Genomic DNA, 19,442 nt, shown 5'->3' with positions numbered 1-19,442 from the left:
CTGTCCAAAGCTGGACAGTGTCGAATGATTTGCCACATTTACTGGTTTATTTTCATGGCGCACATAATACGCACGGCTTATTCCTTGGCGTTACTCTTTTCTTACCTAACATTTTTCACCATTAATACAGCCTCGGCCAGTGTCACTCTACTCGGCAACAGAGTTATTTATCCTGCAGAGGCCCGAGAAAAAACGCTGCAATTCACTAATGACGATGATGTACCGGCGTTGATACAAATTTGGCTAGATACCAATAATCCAAAGTCTACGCCAGAAAATGCAGATGCTCCTTTCATTGTCTCACCGCAAATCTTCCGTATGAATCCACATAGCGGACAGATGGTTCGCCTTATGTATGTCGGAAAAACACTGCCTACTGATCGTGAATCTTTGTTCTACCTTAACTTTTTGCAGGTGCCGGCAGTCAAGCAAACTGACAGCGATAAAAATAAGTTGATGTTGCTGCTTACCAATCGACTGAAAGTATTTTATCGACCGGAAGGATTGGATGGTGATGCCAATCACGTCATCGAACAGTTGCACATCCAATACGCGGGTAAGTCATTGAAAATAAGTAACCCTACGCCCTACTACGCTAATGTTAGCCATGCCGTGATCATTAACGGTAAGAAGCATACCAGCATCGAACAAGCAGACATGCTCCCACCCTACTCACAAGTCAGCTGGTCGCTAAACGAAGAATTAGCCGCTGGCGCTTTGAAGGCAACATTAAGCGTAATCAATGATTATGGAGTTGAAATACCGCGAACGCTGAGTATTACACGCTGAATACCGATAGGGAGATCACCATGTTCGAGCTTAAAAAATCACAATGGCAGCCTCTACTCTATCTGGTACTGCCTCTAAGCTATGTTGCCCCGGCTATGGCGGTTTCCGAAAACTACACCTTCGACGCCTCACTGTTACGCGGCAGTATTCTTAGCAATACTGCACTAAATCAGTTTAATCAGCAGGACAAAATTACGCCCGGCAGTTATCAGCTTGACCTGTTTATTAACGGCACCTTTCTTGAGCGTGATCAGGTCATATTTATTAGGAATAACGAAAAACAGGTGTTGCCCTGTTTTAAGCTCGAACAGCTTGCGCGTTTTGGGTTAAAAAAAACGCCTGTCATGGCGGAGAAAACTTGCCTGCAACCTGAATATGACATCAAAGACATCACAACGAATACCGATATCTCCCAGTTGCGCATGGATCTCAGTATTCCACAGGCAATGTTAACAGGAAGGGCAGCCGGCACTGTCAATGCATCCAGCTTGAACAGTGGTGAGTCGATGGCCTTTATCAACTATAACTTGAACCAATACCACGTCAGCTATCGTAAAAATCAGGCCAAAGATCTCGACTCAACCTATGCCAACCTCAACGGCGGTTTTAACGTCGGACTTTGGCGCTATCGCCAGCAGTCCAGCTATCGTTACGACGCTGAATTCGGCAGTCATTTGGACACCAGCCGTCGATATGTACAACGAGCCATTTTCCCCTGGCGCAGTGAATTATTGCTGGGCGAGGGATTCACCGACGGGCATTTCTTTTCCGGACTTGGATTTCGTGGCATTCAACTAAGCTCAGATGATCGTATGTTGCCTGACTCTTTACGGGGTTATGCTCCCATAGTGCGGGGAGTTGCTAAAAGCAATGCTCGTGTAACCGTGCAGCAAGGTAAAAGCACGCTATACGAAACGACAGTGGCGCCCGGACCTTTCGCTATTAACGATCTTTACGCGACCAACTACGCCGGCGATCTAACCGTTATAGTGACCGAAGCCGATGGCAGCGTCAGTACCTTCACCGTACCTTTTGCCGCAGTGCCGGAATCTATACGTCCGGGTTTATCGCGATATTCTGCCACCCTCGGTCGCTCTCGCTATGTCGGTGACAACGACGTATTCAGCGAATTGACCTGGCAACAGGGCCTGACAAACGCCCTCACCTTCAATGCGGGTAATCAGTTGGCTGATGGTTACCAGGCATTTATGCTCGGTGGTGTTTACAGCAATTGGTTGGGAGCATTCGGCATGGATACAACGTATTCACATGCCAGCCTGCCTGGGGGAAATACTTCTGGTTGGATGCTACATCTTTCCTATAGCAAAACGTTCAGCCCGACAGATACCACCTTATCCATAGCCGGTTACCGTTACTCTACCGAGGGATTTCGCGATCTTAGTGATGTCCTGGGGGTTCGCCATGCCGCCAATAATGATCAAATCTGGCAATCAGATTCATATCGCCAACGCTCACGGTTCGAGGTTGCGATCAATCAAGGTATGGATATGCTGGGTAACCTGACCATGTCAGGTTCCACACAGGATTATCGCGACCAACGCGGCAGGGACAACCAGTTGCAGCTGGGCTGGGGGAAAACTTTTGGCAATGGGGTAGCGCTCAACCTGTCTGTGACCAGAACACGTAGTCTGGGCAACAGCTACAGCAGCGAAAATTACCTAGGTGACAGACAATCTGACAGCGTATACCGTAGCCCGCTCACCAACGCCACACAAACTGTCACAGCCTTGTCAGTCAGTTTTCCGCTCGGGCGTACATCCTCTGCACCAAGCGTATCCCTTCTTGCTAATCACAGCCAAGGCCAAGGCGGTAGCTACCAGTCAGCGCTTTCCGGCAGCATTGGCGAAGACCAACCTATCAGCTACGGTTTGAATTTCACCACTGACGATAACCACAATCAAAGTATATGGGGCGGTAACCTGCAGACCCGCTTGCCTTACGCCAACATGACAGGGTCCATTTCTACTTCACGCCAATACTGGCAAGGTTCCGCATCCCTGCAAGGTGCAGTCGTAGCACATCGTGGCGGCATCACACTGGGGCCCTACGTTGGCGATACCTTTGCACTGATTGACGCCCCGGGGGCCAGCGGAGCACAAGTTATGGATGGGCAAGGTGCGCGTGTTGACAGTTTTGGCTATGCATTAGCACCGGCTTTAGTTCCATACCATTACAACACCATTGCCTTAAATCCTCAGGGAATGAATAACAAGGCTGAACTGGAAGAAGGTCAACAACGCGTCGCGCCTTACGCTGGTTCATCCGTCAGGCTCCATTTCAAAACATTACGCGGGCAGGCTCTATTGATCACTGCGCAGCGACCTGGCAATAGCGCAATACCCATGGGGACAAGCGTCGTAGATTCATCTGGCGAAAATAGAGGAATGGTCGGTCAGGCCAATCAGATTTACCTACGCAGCGATAAGCGTGAAGACGAACTGCTTTTAAGTTGGGGTAAATCGACAAACCAACAGTGTCGGTTGCGTTATCGCTTATCTTCCATCGATGAAAGTCCCATTCAGCGGCTTAATGCTTCATGTGATTAAAGTCGTCGATTTATCAGGAGTATCTATGAAATTAACCCCATATTTATGGGCGGGTTCGGCATTACTTACAGTATCCGTACTCAGTGTGCCCGCACAAGCGCAATGCACCCGCGTCGCCCCTGCGATTGATTCAGGCTGTGATGCCTGCGGCGTAGGTACTGCATTAGGTCGGGTCAATTTGACCAGTACATATTTGCAACCCGTCGGTACACCACTTGGAAACAGCGTATTCAACCTTACTTCCGGTACACGTTATCCCGACCCGAATAAAGTTTTGTATGAGTGTGATATCAGTGACATCGGCCAAATCTACGAAGTTTTCGCCACAAATGGAGACGATCGCGTTGGTGGTTATTTCGATCTTGGAGCTCAGGATGGCAACCCTAATTACTATGCCACCTATTTTCCCTACGTCGGCATTCGGTTGACACATTTGGATTCAGGCAAAGCGTTCACACGTTACTGGCAGTCCTCCCCCATTACGCGTTACGCGACTGCTGGCAACAAAGTTCAAATAAGGGTAAAAGACTTCAGTGCTGTCCGTGCCGATCTTGTCCGGATAAGTACACTCCCTGGAATGGGTGCAAGTAACTACTGCGGTTATAATGCAGCTAACTTGTTAGCCGGTATGGCTTCGACAACCGGCAATTCAAACTACACCTGCACGCAGCCAAATGGCTATGTCACATTTCAAGGACCGGGTATTCCCTCAGACCCAATAGGCAGCGATTCCGCAACTAACTTTGCCACCTGGGGCACTGGCCGCTGGAATGCAATTGGCATGGGCACTACACCGATATCATCCCTTTCTTATACTGCCACCTGCGTCGCGCGTAATGTGACGCCTCTGGTGATCCTGCCAACAATCTCTGTCCGTGAATTAACCGCAGGGCAAACCTCTCAGGCGCAGTTCACCATCAATATCGAATGCGATAACGCCGCCGTTTCCGGTATTAACACCAACAACACAGCGCTCGGTTTGCAAGTCCCTTATGACAGTTACGCATTGGCTCAACAACTAGGGTTAGTTAATGCCAATGGTGGAGTAAGCCACCTGCTTTCCAGCGGTTACGGCAGTGACAGTAGTGTGGCTACGGGCGTGGGCATTGCGCTTTCTAATGCCAATAATGGAACACCAATGAACTTTGTAGGCTGGGCTCGTTGCAGTTCCGGTCAGTGTCCACAAGGTAACGCTGCTGGCTGGTATCCAGTACTCAATGGCACTAGTGGCGGCGGCAGCACTGCCGCAGGATTCACCCACTACACTACTCAACTGTCAGCAACGCTCGAACGCCTGCCAGGACAGACGGTCACCGCTGGTAAAGTGGATACCAAAGCCTATGTTTGGGTTAAGGTGCAATAATGATAAATCGAATTATACAAAATAGTTATATCTTGTTGCTCGTTTTGAATCTGTTACCCCCTATCGCACAGGCGGGAATTATCGCCTCCGCGACGCGTGTCATTTTCTACGAAGGGGATAACGAACAAACGCTGATGCTGGCTAATACAAACCGCTATCCTATTGTCGTGCAAACCTGGATTGATCACGGTGACGTAAATACAGCGCCTGAATTATCCCATGCACCTTTTGTTGCACTCCCAAGTGTATTTGGCATGCAACCTGGTGCATTGAAAGGTTTGAAAATTATTCTTGCCGACGCAGGCTTTCCTACCGATAAAGAGTCTGTTTACTGGCTTAATTTATATGAAATCCCCCCCAGTCAACCCGCAGTTCCACCACAGCAGTCACGCGTGACACTTGCGATGAATACGCAAATGAAAATCTTCTATCGCCCAAAGAAATTGGCGGGGAAAGCGGAACTTGCATCTGATAGCGCCTCTTTTAAATTGGAGAAATCAGGTAAAGGTTATCGTTTGGTCTGTAAAAATGACTCCGCATTCTACCTTTCTTTTGCTTATCTTTCAGTCCAGTTAGGGAAAAGACATTATTCAGTACAGCTAGAAAACGACATGATGACCGCTCCATACAGCACTAAAAGCTATTACATTGATTACATCAATGACTCGGACTTATCTCAGATCGCAACAGTCAACGTGGCAATTATTAATGATCAGGGAAAACAGATAGCCAAACAGTACCCAGCACTCAGATAATAATAAAAACCATAATCATTTAGTACAGGACATAGGGAAAATGAGTCTAAACAAGTTTCAGATACAATTTCACCTGGAGAAACAGGCAAAAACAATACGAAGCTCTAATTTATTTCACTCCGCAATTGTAAAACATAGCGTGATGTTGAAAGACACTTATAGAAAACACCCTTTGTTTTATAAAATAATCTTCAGAAACAGTCGATTCATTATTTGTTCGACGATACTATCCATATATTACAACCGACCAAATGCTGGATTGAAAGATGTCAAACTATTCTTCAAAGGTAAGAATATCATCAGTGAAAATTCTCTGGATTCTTTCCTGTTTTTTCTACGGGTGGGCCGTAGGCTGGAGGTCATGCATCCTGAGCAAGATAAACGACAATTGCTCTATAAACCTACGCCAAGCGCACTGCGTGAAACACATGCACTCATCGCCTCCATGGCCTTGCCCTATCAAGTGATCGCCCCTTCTATACCCGTCGCAGCATTACTTGAAACATCTGATTTCATACCAGCGTTTTTTGAAGCCTATGGCCAACTGATGCTTAAAGAAATTTACCTGATTGATTTGGTACCACAAGCCGATTTATTCATCAGCAAAGATGCCGGGCACATGGTTTTGATGATGCTTTTTATAGAAAGCATCGAACAAGACTCACCATTATTGCTCATTTCTTCAGCAAGAATTGCCAAGTTTTGTTCAGTGTCACGCGCGCACATTAACCGTATTCTCCTTTCAGCAGAGAAGTCGGGATTATTAATGACAACCAATAACGTAGTGATTGAGCTCAACAGTTCTTTCTTTATCATGGCAGAACGCTATTTCAGCTTATACTTCGCAATGGTGGGATTTGGCCTTGATTTCGTATGGAAAAACCATAGCTCTTCTGAAGAGAATAATAGCACTCCATTATAATTTAGATTGATATTTCATCGTGACGGAGCTGCCTTAGGTACTAATATTACGACTCCGCAACACCCTATCCACCAGCCCCCATTCCACCGCTTGCTCGGCGCTCATAAAGCGATCGCGATCGAGCGCACGCTCAACCTCTTCGTAGCTACGACCACAGTGTTCGGCGTACAGGCGGATCACGGTGTGCTTGGTGCGTTTCATCTCTTCGGCGTGGATAAGGATATCTGAGGCTTGCCCCTGAAAACCGCCCAGTGGCTGGTGCACATGCAGGCTGGCATTGGGCAGAGCCATGCGGTGGCCGGCTTCTCCCGCCATCAGCAGAAATGACCCCATCGAGCGAGCGGTGCCCATACACAATGTATGCACCGGCGCGTTGATGTACTGCATGGTGTCGTAGATGGCGAAGCCACTGGTAATCACCCCGCCCGGTGAATTGATATATAAATTTATCGGTTTCTCCGGGTTCTCAGCTTCGAGAAACAGCAGTTGAGCACAGAGCATTTCTGCCACCTGATCGTTGACCTCCCCATTGAGGAAAACGATGCGGTCACGCAGCAGCCGCGAATAAATGTCGAACGAGCGTTCTCCCTGGCTGGTCTGTTCTACCACCATCGGGACGAGCAGCATCGATTCCCGCATCGGTGAACTCCTGTTTTCAGATTGGAATGATGAGTTGAGCGTCAGGCAGCGCGCATCAGGTGCAATCCACCGTCGTTCGCGGCCGTCAACCTGGCGTCGTCGAGTCGGTGAATGACGCGTAACAGGCTTCCGCCGTCGGCGGCGGGCAGAATTTGCAAAGTCACGGTACTTTCGAGGTACGGCGGCCGATCATCACGCATCCGGTAGCTGATTGCTTCGCCCGGCGTTATCGCTACCGGTTCGATATCGGCCAGTTCAGCATTCGGTAACCATTGTTCGCGCAATGCCGGGATCCCCATAGCCCGCCAGACTTTCTCTGGCGACGCATCGAGTTGATACTCCAGCACCAGCGGCGGCAGCTGGGCGTCGGTCGGGTTCATTGATCCATGTCCTTTAGCAAAATGTTCAGCCTGTCGATGCGTGCTGGCCAGAAGGCACGGTACTTGTCCAGCCATTGCGCGATGAGCGCCAACCCTTGCGGGTCAATCTGATAATTGACGAAACGGCCCTGCCGCGCCTCGCACACCAGCCCCGCCTGCCGCAACACGGCCAGGTGTTGAGACATCGCCGACTGGCTGATCGACATGCCTTCACGCAGAGCGCTGGCATTCATGCCGCCAGCGGCCAGTTTTTCGAAGATGCTGCGCCGGGTGGGATCCGCAAGCGCTTTGAAGAGGTCATTTTCATTCATGACTATACATTAGTAGTCACTTATCTAATGCGCAAGTTTAGCGCGGAAATAATCGCAGCTACGCCAAAGAAAGGGCGTGATCATAGCGTCACGCTCAAAGCGCCAAGACCGATAAACAACCCGGCGATGGTGGCGCTCATCAGATTAGACAAGGTGGCGGCCAGCAGCGCGCGCAGGCCCAGGCTGGCAATATCCGAAGCGCGTTCAGGTGCTACCGCGCTGAACGCCCCCACTACCACGGCGATCGAGCCGAAGTTGGCAAACCCGCACAGTGCGAAAGAGATGACGGCGATGGTTTTAGGATCGAGCACCGCGACGCTGTCTTTGAGATAGGCTGAAAAATTCACGTAAGCGACGAATTCGTTGATCGCCAGCTTCTGGCCAATCAGCCCGCCGACCACCCCAGCGTTATCCCAGCTAACCCCCATGATATAGGCCAAAGGCGAGAACAAATAACCGAACAGCCTTTCCAGGCTGAGCTGTTGCCAGCCCAACAGGCCGCCGAGCCCGCCGATCAGGCCATTGATCAGCGCAATTAACGCCACAAAGGCCATTACCACAGTAGCGACGCCCACGGCAATTTTCAGCCCGAGCATCGCGCCGCTGGCCGCGGCTTCGATAATGCTCGCCGGGCGTTTTTCACTGAATGCCATCTGGCTGAACTCGACCTGCGACACCTCGGTTGCCGGGCTGAGCATACGTGCGAACAGAATGCCGCCGGGGATCGCCATCAACGATGCCGCCAGCAGATATTCAATCGGTACGCCAAGGCCAGCATACCCCACCAACATCGATCCGGCGATCGACGCCATTCCGCTGCAAATCACGGTAAAGAGCTCATTTCGGCTCATCTTGTTGATAAAAGGCTTAAGCACCGCGGGCAGTTCGTTTTGGCCTAAAAAGATGGTGGTCACCGCGGCAAAAGCCTCAACCTTGCTGATCCTCAGCATCTTTTGGAATACATAACCCAGCAGGTTAATCATCCACCCCATCACCCCAAGGTAATAGAGAATCGAAATCAGTGCAGTAATAAAAATAATGGCCGGCAGAACATGAAAAGCAAAAATAAAGCCTGCGCCGTCAAACAAGACATTCATTTTCGGGCCGACCAATCCGCCAAAAATAAATGAGCTACCGGCATCGCTGTACGAAATCACCTTATTGACCCCGCCTGCAATGGCATTAACGACCCATTTACCGGCGGGCACATACAACATTACTGCACCAAGCAGCACCTGCAGTATTAATGCGCTGCACACGGTTCTCAGACTGATTCTTTTGCGGTTGTTGGAAAAAATAAAAGCAATAAGGAGAAGAATACAGATACCTGACAGGCTGCGTAGTAAGTCCATAAATCCATCCCTTAATTCCCGTGGTATTTCAGCCGTAGCTGAAAATTCATTGGGTATGTAAATGTACCTGTCCTGAAAGGTGAAAAGGGCAAAGCACTCCCCTCCACCTTTCAGGCTGGCGTTTTTATTTAATGTTGTTTATAGGGTAAAACTTAAGGAATAACGCGTCGTCTCAGGCGGCGGCCTCCTGATAACAGCAGGCAATTTGCGCAGCCAGCCTGGCGTTGTTGAACACCAGTTGAATATTGGCGGTCAGGCTGTCACCCCCGGTCAATTCAGCCACTCTGGCCAGCAAAAATGGCGTGCTATCCTTGCCCTGAACCCCCTGTTCCACCGATTCCCGCACTGCCCGCTCGATGGCGGCATTAATTTTTTCCTCCGGCACCGCATACTGCGCCGGGATTGGGTTGGCAATCACCATGCCGCCATCCAGGCCGGTCTGCCATTTGGTGGCCATGGCGCGGGCAATCTCCTCCGGGGCATTCAGCTGAATGCTGACCCTGAAAGGGCTGGTACGGCAAAAGAAGGCCGGCAGCGTTTGGGTCTGGTAGCCGACCAGCGGTACACCGTGGGTTTCGAGGTATTCGGTGGTCAGCCCCAAATCCAAAATAGACTTGGCACCGGCGCAGATCACCGCGACATTGGTTCGCGCTAGCTCCTGCAGGTCCGCCGAGATATCAAACGTGTGTTCTGCGCCGCGGTGCACGCCGCCGATGCCGCCGGTGGCAAAGACGTGAATGCCCGCCATCTCGGCAATAATCATGGTTGAGGCCACGGTGGTCGCCCCATGTTTGCCGGCTGCGACGATGAACGGCAGGTCGCGGCGGCTCACTTTCGCCACCTTATGGCCCTCTTTGCCCAGCAGCTCTATTTCCTCACGGCTCAATCCCGCTTTCATGCGACCGTTGATGATGGCGATGGTCGCAGGCACCGCGCCGTGATCGCGGATCTTTTGTTCAACTTCCAGCGCCGTCTGCGCGTTCTGCGGGTACGGCATGCCGTGAGAAATGATGGTGGATTCCAGAGCCACAACCGGGCGTTTGTGGGCCAAAGCCTCGGCAACTTCCGGCGAAATGTCCAGGTGGTCATAGGAAATAATGTTATTTTTCATGCTTGTAGCTCCAACAGTTTTTGTACGCTGCCATTCGACAGGTTCGGGTTATTGGTAAATTCGGATGCCAGCGTCAATGCCGAGCAGCCCTGCGCAAAACGAATGCTGTCCGCCAGCGTCATATCTTCCAGCCAGCAATGTGCCAGGCCCGCCATCATGGCGTCGCCGGCGCCGGTCACATTGACGATGTCGACGACCAGCGGCTGCGACCAGCCGTTTTGTCCATCAATTTCACTGTAATAAACTCCGGCGGCCCCCATGCTGAGAGCCAGGCGTTGCACCCCTTGCTGATGGAACCACTTGGCTACCGTCGGCGCATCCTGTGGCCCGTGGATCGCCATACCGCTGAGGATTTCGGCTTCGAGGCGATTGGGTTTGAGCGTATGGATGTGCGAGAGCCAACGGCGGATTTTGGGCGCTTTAAATGCCGATACGGTGTCAACAAACACCGGCACGCTGCCGGAGTGCCCGAATAGCCAGGCCAGTGCATCCTCGGTCAGGTTGCAGTCAACCACCAACACGCCCGCATGCAGGATCAACTCTTTAGACGTGGCCAATAACGCCGGCGTGAGTTTCTCGAGGATACGCATGTCGTTAATCGCCACCAGCATTTCGCCGCTGTTATCGAGTAAGGAGACATAAGTAGAGGTATTTTCACCGTGCAATTTATGGAAGCTGCCGACATGGACCCCCGCCAGCTTTGCCTGTTCGAATAAGGTTTCGCCATAGAAGTCGTCACCGACGACGGAAATAAGGTGGCACTCCCGGCCTAATAAGGCGACATTCTGCGCAATATTTCTGCCCACCCCGCCGGGCGTACATTTTATTTTCCCCGGATTGGAATCCTCATACACTAATTTAGATGAGGCATAACCGCAGACATCCATATTGGTGGAACCTACGGTTACCACATAGCTGTGCTCCGACAATATATAACCCTTACCCTTTATATATCCTTTATTCATTAAATTCATAATGTGTCCGGCGACACCAGAGCGGCTAATACCTAAAACATCGGCAATTTCCTGCTGTGGGATCAAAGGATCACGTCTCAGAAGCTGCAATATCTGTTTTTCTCTGCTGGTCATATTGGACACTTGTTTGTTTTTAAACATACGTTTGTTTTATATCGGGCATGAAAAACAGTAAAGTGAGATTAAAGGCTTTAGCGAGGATTTGGGAAGAAGATCGTAAGATGAATGAACCGAATTTCAGCGTTAATTCTGTGATATCCATCAAATAATAAAGTCGGTTTTATCCTTAAAAAAGAGTCAAAAATAATCATTGGCTGCGACACAGCATTTTATTCTTATAATAATCTTAATAAAACAAACGGATAGAGTTTTCCGCGACACAACCTAACATTTGTTGGGTTAACCCAACTTTACCCTTTTCTGATGGAGTTTGGCCAAGCAGTGTTATCACCGAAAAGAGACGGCTTTCACATTTGTATTGAAATGAAGCCGCGTTCTGGAAACTCAATGCCCCTCAGCGAATGCCGAGGGGGCGTGGATGAATCACTAATGCGTTTACAAAGGGGTACAGCCCAGATCGCCATTTGGGGTCTTTTTACCCTCCTGCGATTCGAGCGCAATCCTCGCTAATGGCGTGTCCTCATCATAGCGGGCTTGCGCGTCCAGGCTCTTCGAATAGCGGTTGTATTTCCACCAGGCATAGCCGAGGAACACAACCAGCCCCCCGACGTTATAAAACACAATGGTCATGATACTGGCGCCGGTCGGGAAGGTTGATGCGATAAAGCCTACGGTGAAAATGACAATCAGCGTGCTGACAATCGCAATCCCCTGCAGCCGGGAGCCCATTTTAAAATCACGCTCCACGCGATCGTACTTCAAACGCAGATTCAGATAGGCCAGCATGATGAACAGCGGCGGCAACATCGAGGCGGCTGCGGTCATGTTAATCAGCGTATTCATTAACTCTTGCACGCTGTCGGATCCCAACGTCGGGATCAGCATCAGCGGGATCACAATAAAGAACTGCAGCCAGGCGGCACGGGTTGGCACGCCATGCTGATTCAACCGAATGGTCTTCTCGCCAAAGATGCCTTTAGGGATCTCGGTGAAGAAGATTTTGACCGGCGCGGCGGTCCACATCAGCAAAGAGCCAAACATGGCGGTAAAGGAAACCAGCCCCACGAAACGGTTCATCAGCACCGCCGGCAGGCCAAAGTGCGCCGACAGGCCTTCGAATACCTGCACCGTGCCACCGGTAAAGTGCAAATCGGCACGGCTAACGAACACGTTAAGCAGTAAGGACGCTACCGAATACAGCACGCCAATCACCAGCCCCGAGATGACTATCACCTTAACAAAGGAGCGGCTGCCGCCCTTGACGTCGTTGACGTACACCGCAACCGACTCTGCCCCGCCCGCGGCCTGAAAAATCCAGGCGGTGATGCCGAGGAAGGCCCAGTTAAAGCTTGGGGTCATGGCTTCTACGGTGATCGGGTTAGCCGGTTCTATACCGCCAATCACCGCCGCGCCGGCCAGAATGATGTAGGAAAACGTCAGTAACAGCATCAACGATGAGGTCACCGAGGTCATCGGGCCCAGCAGTTTGGCTCCGCTGTTTGAGATATAGGTCGAAAATGCGAACAGGAAAATGCTGATGATCGCGGTAGTTAATGGCGTAAAGACGTAGTCATACCCTAAAAACGCGTAGGATGCGTAGGCGATGACCCTCGGCAATAGCGCGGTAAAGAAGAATAAATTCACGAACCAGTAGGTATAGGCGGTCATAAATGCCCAGCGCCCGCCTAAAGCGCTTTTTACCCAAGCGTATACCCCCGCCTCAGAGTTTTTATTCAACGAGACGAACTCGGCAATGATCAGGCAGAAAGGAATAAAATAGATAATGGTCGCCACCAGGAATACCGGGGCGGATGCGATGCCAAGCTGGATATTATTATTTATCACATTATTGAAGCTGAACACTGCCGCGAACGTCATCGCCAGCAGGCCAAACTTGCCGATAGTATTTCTATTCGACACAGCCATAGACACTCTCCGAAATTTGTAGGGTACTTATATTTGGAATAAGAGATTGCCGCTATTTATTCACAAAATAGCTGTCTTCGACGGTCACTTTTAAAATGACTTTTTTTACCTGGTGACTCTCTTTAAATCGGTGCGCCTGATGGTTCTCAAAAATAACCACGTTGCCCTCGCCTACGCGGTGTATTTCCCCCTGCCCGTTGAAAAATTCTCGGTCGGTTTCATCCTGATAGGCCACTACCGAAGTCAGTTCGCTTTTATCGGCAACCTCAATGATCTCCTGGCCGGCCAGGTAATAGTGCAGATCAAAATAGCGGCGATTCCCCTCCAACTCACTACGCTGTTGCCCAGGGCCGGACGTCAGTCGGTAAACCAGCGAGTCGCCGACCGAATGAAAGACATTCGGCTCGATATTATTAATATTATTGATGGCCTCCATGCAGCGTAGCCATTTTTTCCCTGAGCGGTAAATGCGCTGAAACTCCGCTAATGATTCGACAATAATCATGAGTTCGCCTTTTCTGACTGAGCGTTATTATTGACCGGCGCGTAATTAAATTCGGCCAGCTTCTCTGCCTGGGTTTCCTGCCGATTGAAAGGCACCAGCGTAAAGCCGTAGCTGAACGGCGACAGATAAACCCGATACGAATCCAACACCTCCGATCCCCAGGAGTTGGAACCAAGGCCCAGAATTTGATCGTCAAGGTTTAACGTCAGGTAATCGCTTTCTTGCAGCTCGTTAATGTGCTGAGCCTGATGCAGCATGTCGGCGCTATAAGGCCACAGGCTGAAATTGATCGGGCGTCGCGGCTGAATAAAGATCCCTTTGCCTTCGCCATCCTGCAGGCTCAGCCAACGGACCTCCTGGCGGTTGCCGTTATCCTGAGGGAACGGGTAGTGTTCAAACAGCTCGCCCACCCGCTGCTGATAATGGCCGATCAGGTTGGCCTGGCAGCTGTCCTGATAGTTTTCACCCGGCCCACGGCCATAGTATTCCACCTGTTCAAAGCGGCGGCTGAGGCCGAAATCCAGCCCAATCTTCGGAATGACCTGTTGGAAGTCGCCGTAAGGCGCGCCCGACAGATCCAGGCTGACATGCCCCAGCGGCGATATCTGCCAGCGGTAACGGCAGCGCATGCCGAAATCGAACACCGGCGGTGCAATCAGGGTGCAAACCTCAATCACCAGATCGTCGCCCTGCCGTTCCCAGTGCAAACTGCGGAAGTGATGCTGCATAATCTGCAGGTGGTGCGGATGCCAAATCCCTTCGTACTCTTGCTTATGGTTATCGATCACCGGTTTGAAGAAGGAAAGGTGTGGTGCGCGCCCCACCACCTCGTCCCCCGCCACCAGCCAAGAGAGCAGCTCACCGCTCAGACGCGAGAAAGATAGACTGAAATTGTCGCCGCTGATCACCAACCGGTGGTTTTCGTCATGGCATTGCAGCGGCGAAGCGCGTTTATCTACCGGCGGCGCAATGAGTGCCGGTGCAGCAGGTTGCAACAGATGCTGATACTGGCCAAGCAAATCGCCGCTTTCGCTGTATCGGGTGGCGCTGTCTTTATACACGGCAACGTCAATAAAGGTTTCTTGCGTGCCCAGCGCCAGCTCAGGAAGATGCAGCTCTTCAGACTCGCCCGGCTGCAGGTGCGGCAGCTTGATGTCGTAGCTGGCCAGTTGACGGCCCCCGGCCTTCACGCTGACGGCCAGCGTGATATCGGCCAGCGAACTGAACCAGTAGCGGTTTTTAACCCGCAGCACCGGCGTCCTCTCGCCTGCGCCGCTGACCTCTACCGGGCACAGCACCTGCTTATATTCACGCAGGCCAGGACCGGGGCGCTGATCCGGGTAGATCAGGCCATCCATGCAGAAGTTATAGTTATTCGGGTAATCGCCGTAATCCCCACCGTACTGATAGCGTTCACGCCCCTGCGCGTCATGGCTCAGCAAACCGTGATCGCACCACTCCCAGATGTAATGCCCCTGAAGGCTGGCATGGCGGTTAAACACCGACTGATACTCGAACAGGCCTCCCGGCCCATTGCCCATGGCATGAGCGTATTCACACAAAATGCGAGGTTTGGCATGGGGATACTCGCCAAAGGCATTCATCATCGCCACCCGCGAATACATGGTGCTGATCACATCGACCACTTCCGCATCGCGGTCTTCTTCGTAATGCACCAGGCGAGTGGGATCCAGCGCCTTACAACGTTTGGCCATAGCGCGGATGTTGCAGCCATAGCCGGACTCGTTGCCCAGTGACCAGATAATGATTGAAGGGTGGTTTTTTTGCGCCATCACATGACGCTCAATACGCTCGACGTAGGCGTTTTCCCAGCGAGGATCGTCGGTGATACGGCTAATATCGCCGACGTTAGCGAAACCGTGGCTTTCCAGATCGGTTTCCGCCATCACAAACAGGCCGTAGATATCGCACAACTCATAAAAGCGCGGATCGTTCGGGTAGTGGGCGGTTCGCACCGAGTTGATGTTGTGTTGTTTCATCAACACGATGTCGCGCTCCACCCGCGCCATATCAACCGCGCGCCCTTTGCGATGATCGTGATCGTGGCGGTTCACGCCATGCAGCTTCAAATAACGTCCGTTGACGTAGAACAGCCCCTCACGCACGCCGATCTCACGGAACCCGACTCGCTGCGGCACCACCGACACCAGATTACCGGCGTCGTCGTACAGACTGAGCAGCAATTGATACAGATACGGGTTTTCCGCACTCCACTGCTGCGGCTGGCTGACCGGGATCTCGAATCGGCAGCGGGCGCTGGCCCCGATACTGAGCTCATTTTCCCAGCGTTCGGCGACGCAGTCTTCACCGTCAAAAAGCTGAGCCTGCAGGCGATAACCGCTTGCCACGGCAGGGTTCAGGTTGCCAAGCTCGACATCCAGCGCCAGCACTGCATCGCAATACTGTTCATCGAAGCGAGTGACCAGCGTGAGATCGTGAATATGGGTACGTTGTTGACCGATCAGGTAAACGTCGCGGAAGATGCCGGCCATCCACCACATGTCCTGATCTTCAATATACGTCGAGTCGGCCCACTGCATGACGCGAACGGACAGCAGGTTTTCGCCCGCTTTCACATAGTCGCTAAGATCAAACTCGGCGGACAAACGGCTGCCTTTGCTGAAACCGACGTAGCGACCGTTGAGATACACCTCAAAGTAGGTTTCCACGCCGTCAAACTTGATGATGACCTGCTGATCTGCCCAGTCGTCGCCAAGCGTAAACTGACGTTGATAGGCGCCGGTCGGGTTGTTGGTCGGCACGTAAGGCACGTCGATCGGGAAGGGATAGCCTTCATCGGTATACTGCAGTTGGCCGTGACCTTCCATCTGCCACATGCCCGGCACGGTGATATCGCCCCAATCCGCCATCAGTTGGCTATAGAACGCCGCCGGCACCCGAGCGGGGTGTTCGAAGTAACGAAATTGCCAACGGCCGCTCAGCAGTTGAAATGCCGCACTGGCGTTGCGATCAAAGCTTAATGCCTGCGTGGCATTCCGATAGCTGAAGAAGCTCGCTCGCGGCGGTAAGCGATTCTCTGACTGTTTTTCTATGTTTTCCCAATGATTCACGTCACGTCTCCCGACAACTTTCAATGGGAGAACGATAGTAAATATTTAGTAAAAACTACAGATCATATTTACCTAATGACGACGGGATCACAATAAATATGAAATGTCTTTTTTAATCATGACGTTAATTTTTAGCCGTTCGGCCTCCCTGTGCTGCCGCGATCGGCATGGGGCACAGGGGACCTTTTCAGGCAACGGTGGTATCGCGCAACTGAAGCGAGCTGGGAACAAAGATCGATAATGGAATGGTCCGTTCGTCACGAATACGCTCCGTCAACAGATTGACGGCCTGAGCGCCCATGGTTTCGGAAGGTATGCGAACGGTGGATAATGCAGGGAAAATAAAACGTGCGGTGGGGATATCGTTCACGCTGATCAGCGCAATCTGGCCAGGAACCTGAACCGAATGCTCGTGCAAGGCACGCAATACCCCGATGGCGATAGAGTCGGTCGCGACCAACAGGGCTGGCGGATAACCGCCCTTCTTGTCCAGCATTTGCCTGGCGCACTGGTAGCCCGCCTGACTGCTGAAATCGCCGGTGTAAATATCCTGTGGTCGTACCACGTTTTTCAAGCGGCCGTATTCCACAAAGGCTTGTTCACGCTGATCGGCCAGCGCCGGATCGTCGCGTCCGCCGATAAACCCAATCCGCGAGTAACCGCATTCGATGAAATAGTCGATTACCTTCTGGCTGATCTTGGTCAGATCGACATTGACGCAGTCGAACTGCGGGTCGTCAATGACACCGTCAACGAACACCACCGGCACTCGCTGCTGGCTTAGCTGTTGGTAAAGCGCAGGCTGCGGCCGGCCGATGACCAGCAGCGCGTCAGCCGCAGGCAAGGGTTTTTCACCGTTGAAGTCGTAGCAGGCCACCAGCGATACATCCAACTTTTCGCATTGAGTTTCAATGCCATAGCGCATCGCCAAATAGTAGGGATCGTTAATCTCTATGGCTTGTTTATAGGTGAAAAGCGCGGCGAAAGTCAGCCGATGCCCGCTGTGACGTTTTGAAGGCTGGACTTTGTATTCGAGACGCTCCGCCGCTTCCAGGATTTTTTGCCGGGTTTGCGCCTTCACGCTCAGCGTGGGGTCGTCATTCAACACCCGTGAAACGGTAGCGACAGACACGTTTGCAGCTTCTGCGATTTCTTTCAGTGTGGCCATAGAGTCTCAACGAATAGACAAAAACGCTAGCTTACCGGGACAGCTCAACGAGGTATACGCCTCGATACTCTCCCCCCTTTAAACCGCCAGAAACGTCCTTTTACCTCCAGCGCGGCGGTATCTGGTGCCATGCGTAGTTCTGCGGTTCGCAACGCCCGTAGCGAAGATACCCATTTCACCCTTTGTGATCAAGTTAACGATTTACTGATTTATAGGTATTTTTTACTAAAATATTTACTAACATATACTCCGTTTACTGCCGGTATGCGACGGTGTTTTTATCTCCTCCCAGGAAAAAGGGGCCGACCCACATGGCGTTAACGGTTCGAGTTGGCGGGCCCCCCCGCAGGCTCGCCAATGACCCAAACCCAATGCGTGTCCACATGAAAATTAAACCCAATAATAAAATATTGCCCACGTTATTGCTGATGTTGCCGCTGCCGTTGTTGGCTCAGGAATCTGTGGTACCGGCGGAGCATAACGTTCTGCCGCCCCCCGAACTGACCAATACCGGCCCCACCGCCCTGCGCTTTTACGGCGAGTTGGGCATCGGCGGCAGCGTCTATTTAAACGGGGAGCACCAGCATAAATACAGCGATGGCACCTATATCGAAGGCGGACTGGAGATCAAGCACGGCCAGTGGTTCGGCCTGCTCTACGGCGAAGGCTGGACGGTACAGGCCGACCATCAGGGTAATGCCTGGACACCGGACCACAGTTGGGGCGGGTTTGAGGGCGGCATCAACCGCTTTTATGCCGGTTACCGCACCGATGACGGCACCGAAATGATGCTTAGTCTGCGTAATGATTCCTCGCTGGACGATCTGCAATGGTGGGCAGACTTTACCCCGGAATACGGTTATGTGATCCCCAATACCCGCGATCTCACCTATGCAGCCAAGCTGCAGAACCTGACCGGTAAATTCCGCTACAGCCTGACCGCCGCGCCGGAAAGTCGCATCGACGAGAGCAAGGCGCTGTTGCACTTTGGCAAATATGACCGCTATTCGGATAAGTACCGCTACCGGGCGATGGTCAACGGCTATACGCAATACGATCTGCAGGAAGGCCTGACGTTGTTAAACGGTCTGGAAATCACCGACGGCATGGGGCAACTCTATTTGCTGGGGCTGAAAGGGAAAAACCTGGCCGGTCGGGTCTGGCAGCACACCGGCAAGGGGGACGGCAATCACCCGGGCTCGGAGTCGGGCCTGATGCTGAGCGCCATGGTTGAAGCCGCCAAGGGGCTGTATTTCTCGACGGCCTACAGCTACGCCCGCCATCGGCTGGACAATGCGCCGGACACCGCAACCTCTTACGCGCAGGCCGGTATCTGGTACGAATATGCCGGCGGCAAGCTGGCCACCGCGTTGGACAGCAAATTTTATATGTCCAACGACAGCACCGACGCCAGCAACTCGGTGTTTCTGATGCAGTATTTTTATTGGTAACGCATAAAGGCAAACAT

General features: G+C 51.8%; 16 protein-coding genes. 6 read left to right on the top strand and 10 right to left on the bottom strand.

The window, feature by feature from the left end; genetic code table 11:
- The first annotated feature begins 24 nt into the window (after positions 1-24).
- The 5 genes from LQ945_RS23475 (at position 25) to LQ945_RS23455 (ending at position 6,396) form a co-directional block, all read left to right on the top strand.
- The gene (locus LQ945_RS23475; protein ID WP_243404578.1) at positions 25-789 is read left to right on the top strand and encodes a molecular chaperone; all 765 of its coding nucleotides are present in this window, start codon (positions 25-27) and stop codon (positions 787-789) included.
- 20 nt (positions 790-809) lie between these two features.
- Positions 810-3,356, top strand: coding sequence for a fimbria/pilus outer membrane usher protein (locus tag LQ945_RS23470; RefSeq protein WP_270101864.1), 2,547 nt, complete (start codon positions 810-812; stop codon positions 3,354-3,356).
- Between the two features lie 25 nt (positions 3,357-3,381).
- Complete coding sequence (locus LQ945_RS23465; RefSeq protein ID WP_270101863.1) at positions 3,382-4,719, top strand: fimbrial protein; 1,338 nt, start codon at positions 3,382-3,384, stop codon at positions 4,717-4,719.
- The gene (locus tag LQ945_RS23460) at positions 4,719-5,474 is read left to right on the top strand and encodes a molecular chaperone (protein ID WP_270101862.1); all 756 of its coding nucleotides are present in this window, start codon (positions 4,719-4,721) and stop codon (positions 5,472-5,474) included. Before LQ945_RS23465 ends, LQ945_RS23460 begins: the two co-directional genes overlap by 1 nt.
- Before the next feature lie 259 nt (positions 5,475-5,733).
- Complete coding sequence (locus LQ945_RS23455) at positions 5,734-6,396, top strand: hypothetical protein (protein WP_270101861.1); 663 nt, start codon at positions 5,734-5,736, stop codon at positions 6,394-6,396.
- A 33-nt stretch (positions 6,397-6,429) separates the two neighbouring features.
- Here LQ945_RS23455 and LQ945_RS23450 read toward each other — a convergent pair whose 3' ends face one another.
- The 10 genes from LQ945_RS23450 to ebgR form a co-directional block, all read right to left on the bottom strand.
- Complete coding sequence (locus LQ945_RS23450) at positions 6,430-7,035, bottom strand: ATP-dependent Clp protease proteolytic subunit (protein WP_116690712.1); 606 nt, start codon at positions 7,033-7,035, stop codon at positions 6,430-6,432.
- 41 nt (positions 7,036-7,076) lie between these two features.
- Positions 7,077-7,415 (bottom strand): SRPBCC family protein, encoded by a 339-nt coding sequence (locus tag LQ945_RS23445; RefSeq protein ID WP_270101860.1) that lies wholly within the window; start codon positions 7,413-7,415, stop codon positions 7,077-7,079.
- Positions 7,412-7,726: an ArsR/SmtB family transcription factor gene (locus LQ945_RS23440; RefSeq protein ID WP_270101859.1), complete on the bottom strand. Its 315-nt coding sequence runs from the start codon at positions 7,724-7,726 to the stop codon at positions 7,412-7,414. Before LQ945_RS23440 ends, LQ945_RS23445 begins: the two co-directional genes overlap by 4 nt.
- A gap of 80 nt (positions 7,727-7,806) precedes the next feature.
- Positions 7,807-9,078, bottom strand: coding sequence for a NupC/NupG family nucleoside CNT transporter (locus LQ945_RS23435; protein WP_270101858.1), 1,272 nt, complete (start codon positions 9,076-9,078; stop codon positions 7,807-7,809).
- A gap of 172 nt (positions 9,079-9,250) precedes the next feature.
- Positions 9,251-10,189, bottom strand: a complete 939-nt coding sequence (locus LQ945_RS23430) for a pseudouridine-5'-phosphate glycosidase (RefSeq protein ID WP_270101857.1) — start codon at positions 10,187-10,189, stop codon at positions 9,251-9,253.
- Positions 10,186-11,304 (bottom strand): PfkB family carbohydrate kinase, encoded by a 1,119-nt coding sequence (locus LQ945_RS23425; RefSeq protein ID WP_270101856.1) that lies wholly within the window; start codon positions 11,302-11,304, stop codon positions 10,186-10,188. The genes LQ945_RS23430 and LQ945_RS23425 overlap by 4 nt, the downstream gene beginning before the upstream one ends.
- 414 nt (positions 11,305-11,718) lie before the next feature.
- Entirely contained in the window at positions 11,719-13,209 is a 1,491-nt protein-coding gene (locus tag LQ945_RS23420; protein WP_182824242.1) for an amino acid permease, read from the bottom strand.
- A gap of 52 nt (positions 13,210-13,261) precedes the next feature.
- Positions 13,262-13,714: a beta-galactosidase subunit beta gene (locus LQ945_RS23415; RefSeq protein ID WP_269936014.1), complete on the bottom strand. Its 453-nt coding sequence runs from the start codon at positions 13,712-13,714 to the stop codon at positions 13,262-13,264.
- Positions 13,711-16,806 carry a beta-galactosidase subunit alpha gene (gene ebgA, locus LQ945_RS23410; RefSeq protein ID WP_270101855.1) on the bottom strand — a complete coding sequence of 1,032 codons (3,096 nt, stop codon included), beginning with the start codon at positions 16,804-16,806 and terminating at the stop codon, positions 13,711-13,713. The genes LQ945_RS23415 and ebgA overlap by 4 nt, the downstream gene beginning before the upstream one ends.
- 187 nt (positions 16,807-16,993) lie before the next feature.
- On the bottom strand, positions 16,994-17,974 hold the full coding sequence (gene ebgR, locus LQ945_RS23405; RefSeq protein ID WP_270101854.1) for a transcriptional regulator EbgR: 981 nt from the start codon (positions 17,972-17,974) through the stop codon (positions 16,994-16,996).
- 428 nt (positions 17,975-18,402) lie between these two features.
- Between ebgR and ygjJ the strand changes: the two genes are divergently transcribed.
- Entirely contained in the window at positions 18,403-19,425 is a 1,023-nt protein-coding gene (gene ygjJ, locus LQ945_RS23400; RefSeq protein ID WP_270103023.1) for a protein YgjJ, read from the top strand.
- The last annotated feature ends 17 nt before the right edge of the window (positions 19,426-19,442 follow it).

It is taken from the genome of Serratia liquefaciens, from assembly GCF_027594825.1.
Lineage (GTDB): Bacteria > Pseudomonadota > Gammaproteobacteria > Enterobacterales > Enterobacteriaceae > Serratia > Serratia liquefaciens_A.
The sequence above is the reverse complement of the archived record's forward strand: the minus strand, read 5'-3'. Positions and strand labels throughout refer to the sequence as shown.

Bases quoted from the DNA above. Each gene is read 5' to 3' on its own strand.
- LQ945_RS23470 (WP_270101864.1), top strand. From the start codon at position 810: ATGTTCGAGCTTAAAAAATCACAATGGCAGCCTCTACTCTATCTGGTA.
- LQ945_RS23415 (WP_269936014.1), bottom strand. From the start codon at position 13,714: ATGATTATTGTCGAATCATTAGCGGAGTTTCAGCGCATTTACCGCTCA.
- LQ945_RS23475 (WP_243404578.1), top strand. From the start codon at position 25: ATGATTTGCCACATTTACTGGTTTATTTTCATGGCGCACATAATACGC.
- LQ945_RS23445 (WP_270101860.1), bottom strand. From the start codon at position 7,415: ATGAACCCGACCGACGCCCAGCTGCCGCCGCTGGTGCTGGAGTATCAA.
- ygjJ (WP_270103023.1), top strand. From the start codon at position 18,403: ATGTTGCCGCTGCCGTTGTTGGCTCAGGAATCTGTGGTACCGGCGGAG.
- LQ945_RS23435 (WP_270101858.1), bottom strand. From the start codon at position 9,078: ATGGACTTACTACGCAGCCTGTCAGGTATCTGTATTCTTCTCCTTATT.
- LQ945_RS23450 (WP_116690712.1), bottom strand. From the start codon at position 7,035: ATGCGGGAATCGATGCTGCTCGTCCCGATGGTGGTAGAACAGACCAGC.
- LQ945_RS23460 (WP_270101862.1), top strand. From the start codon at position 4,719: ATGATAAATCGAATTATACAAAATAGTTATATCTTGTTGCTCGTTTTG.
- LQ945_RS23430 (WP_270101857.1), bottom strand. From the start codon at position 10,189: ATGAAAAATAACATTATTTCCTATGACCACCTGGACATTTCGCCGGAA.
- LQ945_RS23420 (WP_182824242.1), bottom strand. From the start codon at position 13,209: ATGGCTGTGTCGAATAGAAATACTATCGGCAAGTTTGGCCTGCTGGCG.
- LQ945_RS23425 (WP_270101856.1), bottom strand. From the start codon at position 11,304: ATGTTTAAAAACAAACAAGTGTCCAATATGACCAGCAGAGAAAAACAG.
- LQ945_RS23465 (WP_270101863.1), top strand. From the start codon at position 3,382: ATGAAATTAACCCCATATTTATGGGCGGGTTCGGCATTACTTACAGTA.
- LQ945_RS23440 (WP_270101859.1), bottom strand. From the start codon at position 7,726: ATGAATGAAAATGACCTCTTCAAAGCGCTTGCGGATCCCACCCGGCGC.
- ebgR (WP_270101854.1), bottom strand. From the start codon at position 17,974: ATGGCCACACTGAAAGAAATCGCAGAAGCTGCAAACGTGTCTGTCGCT.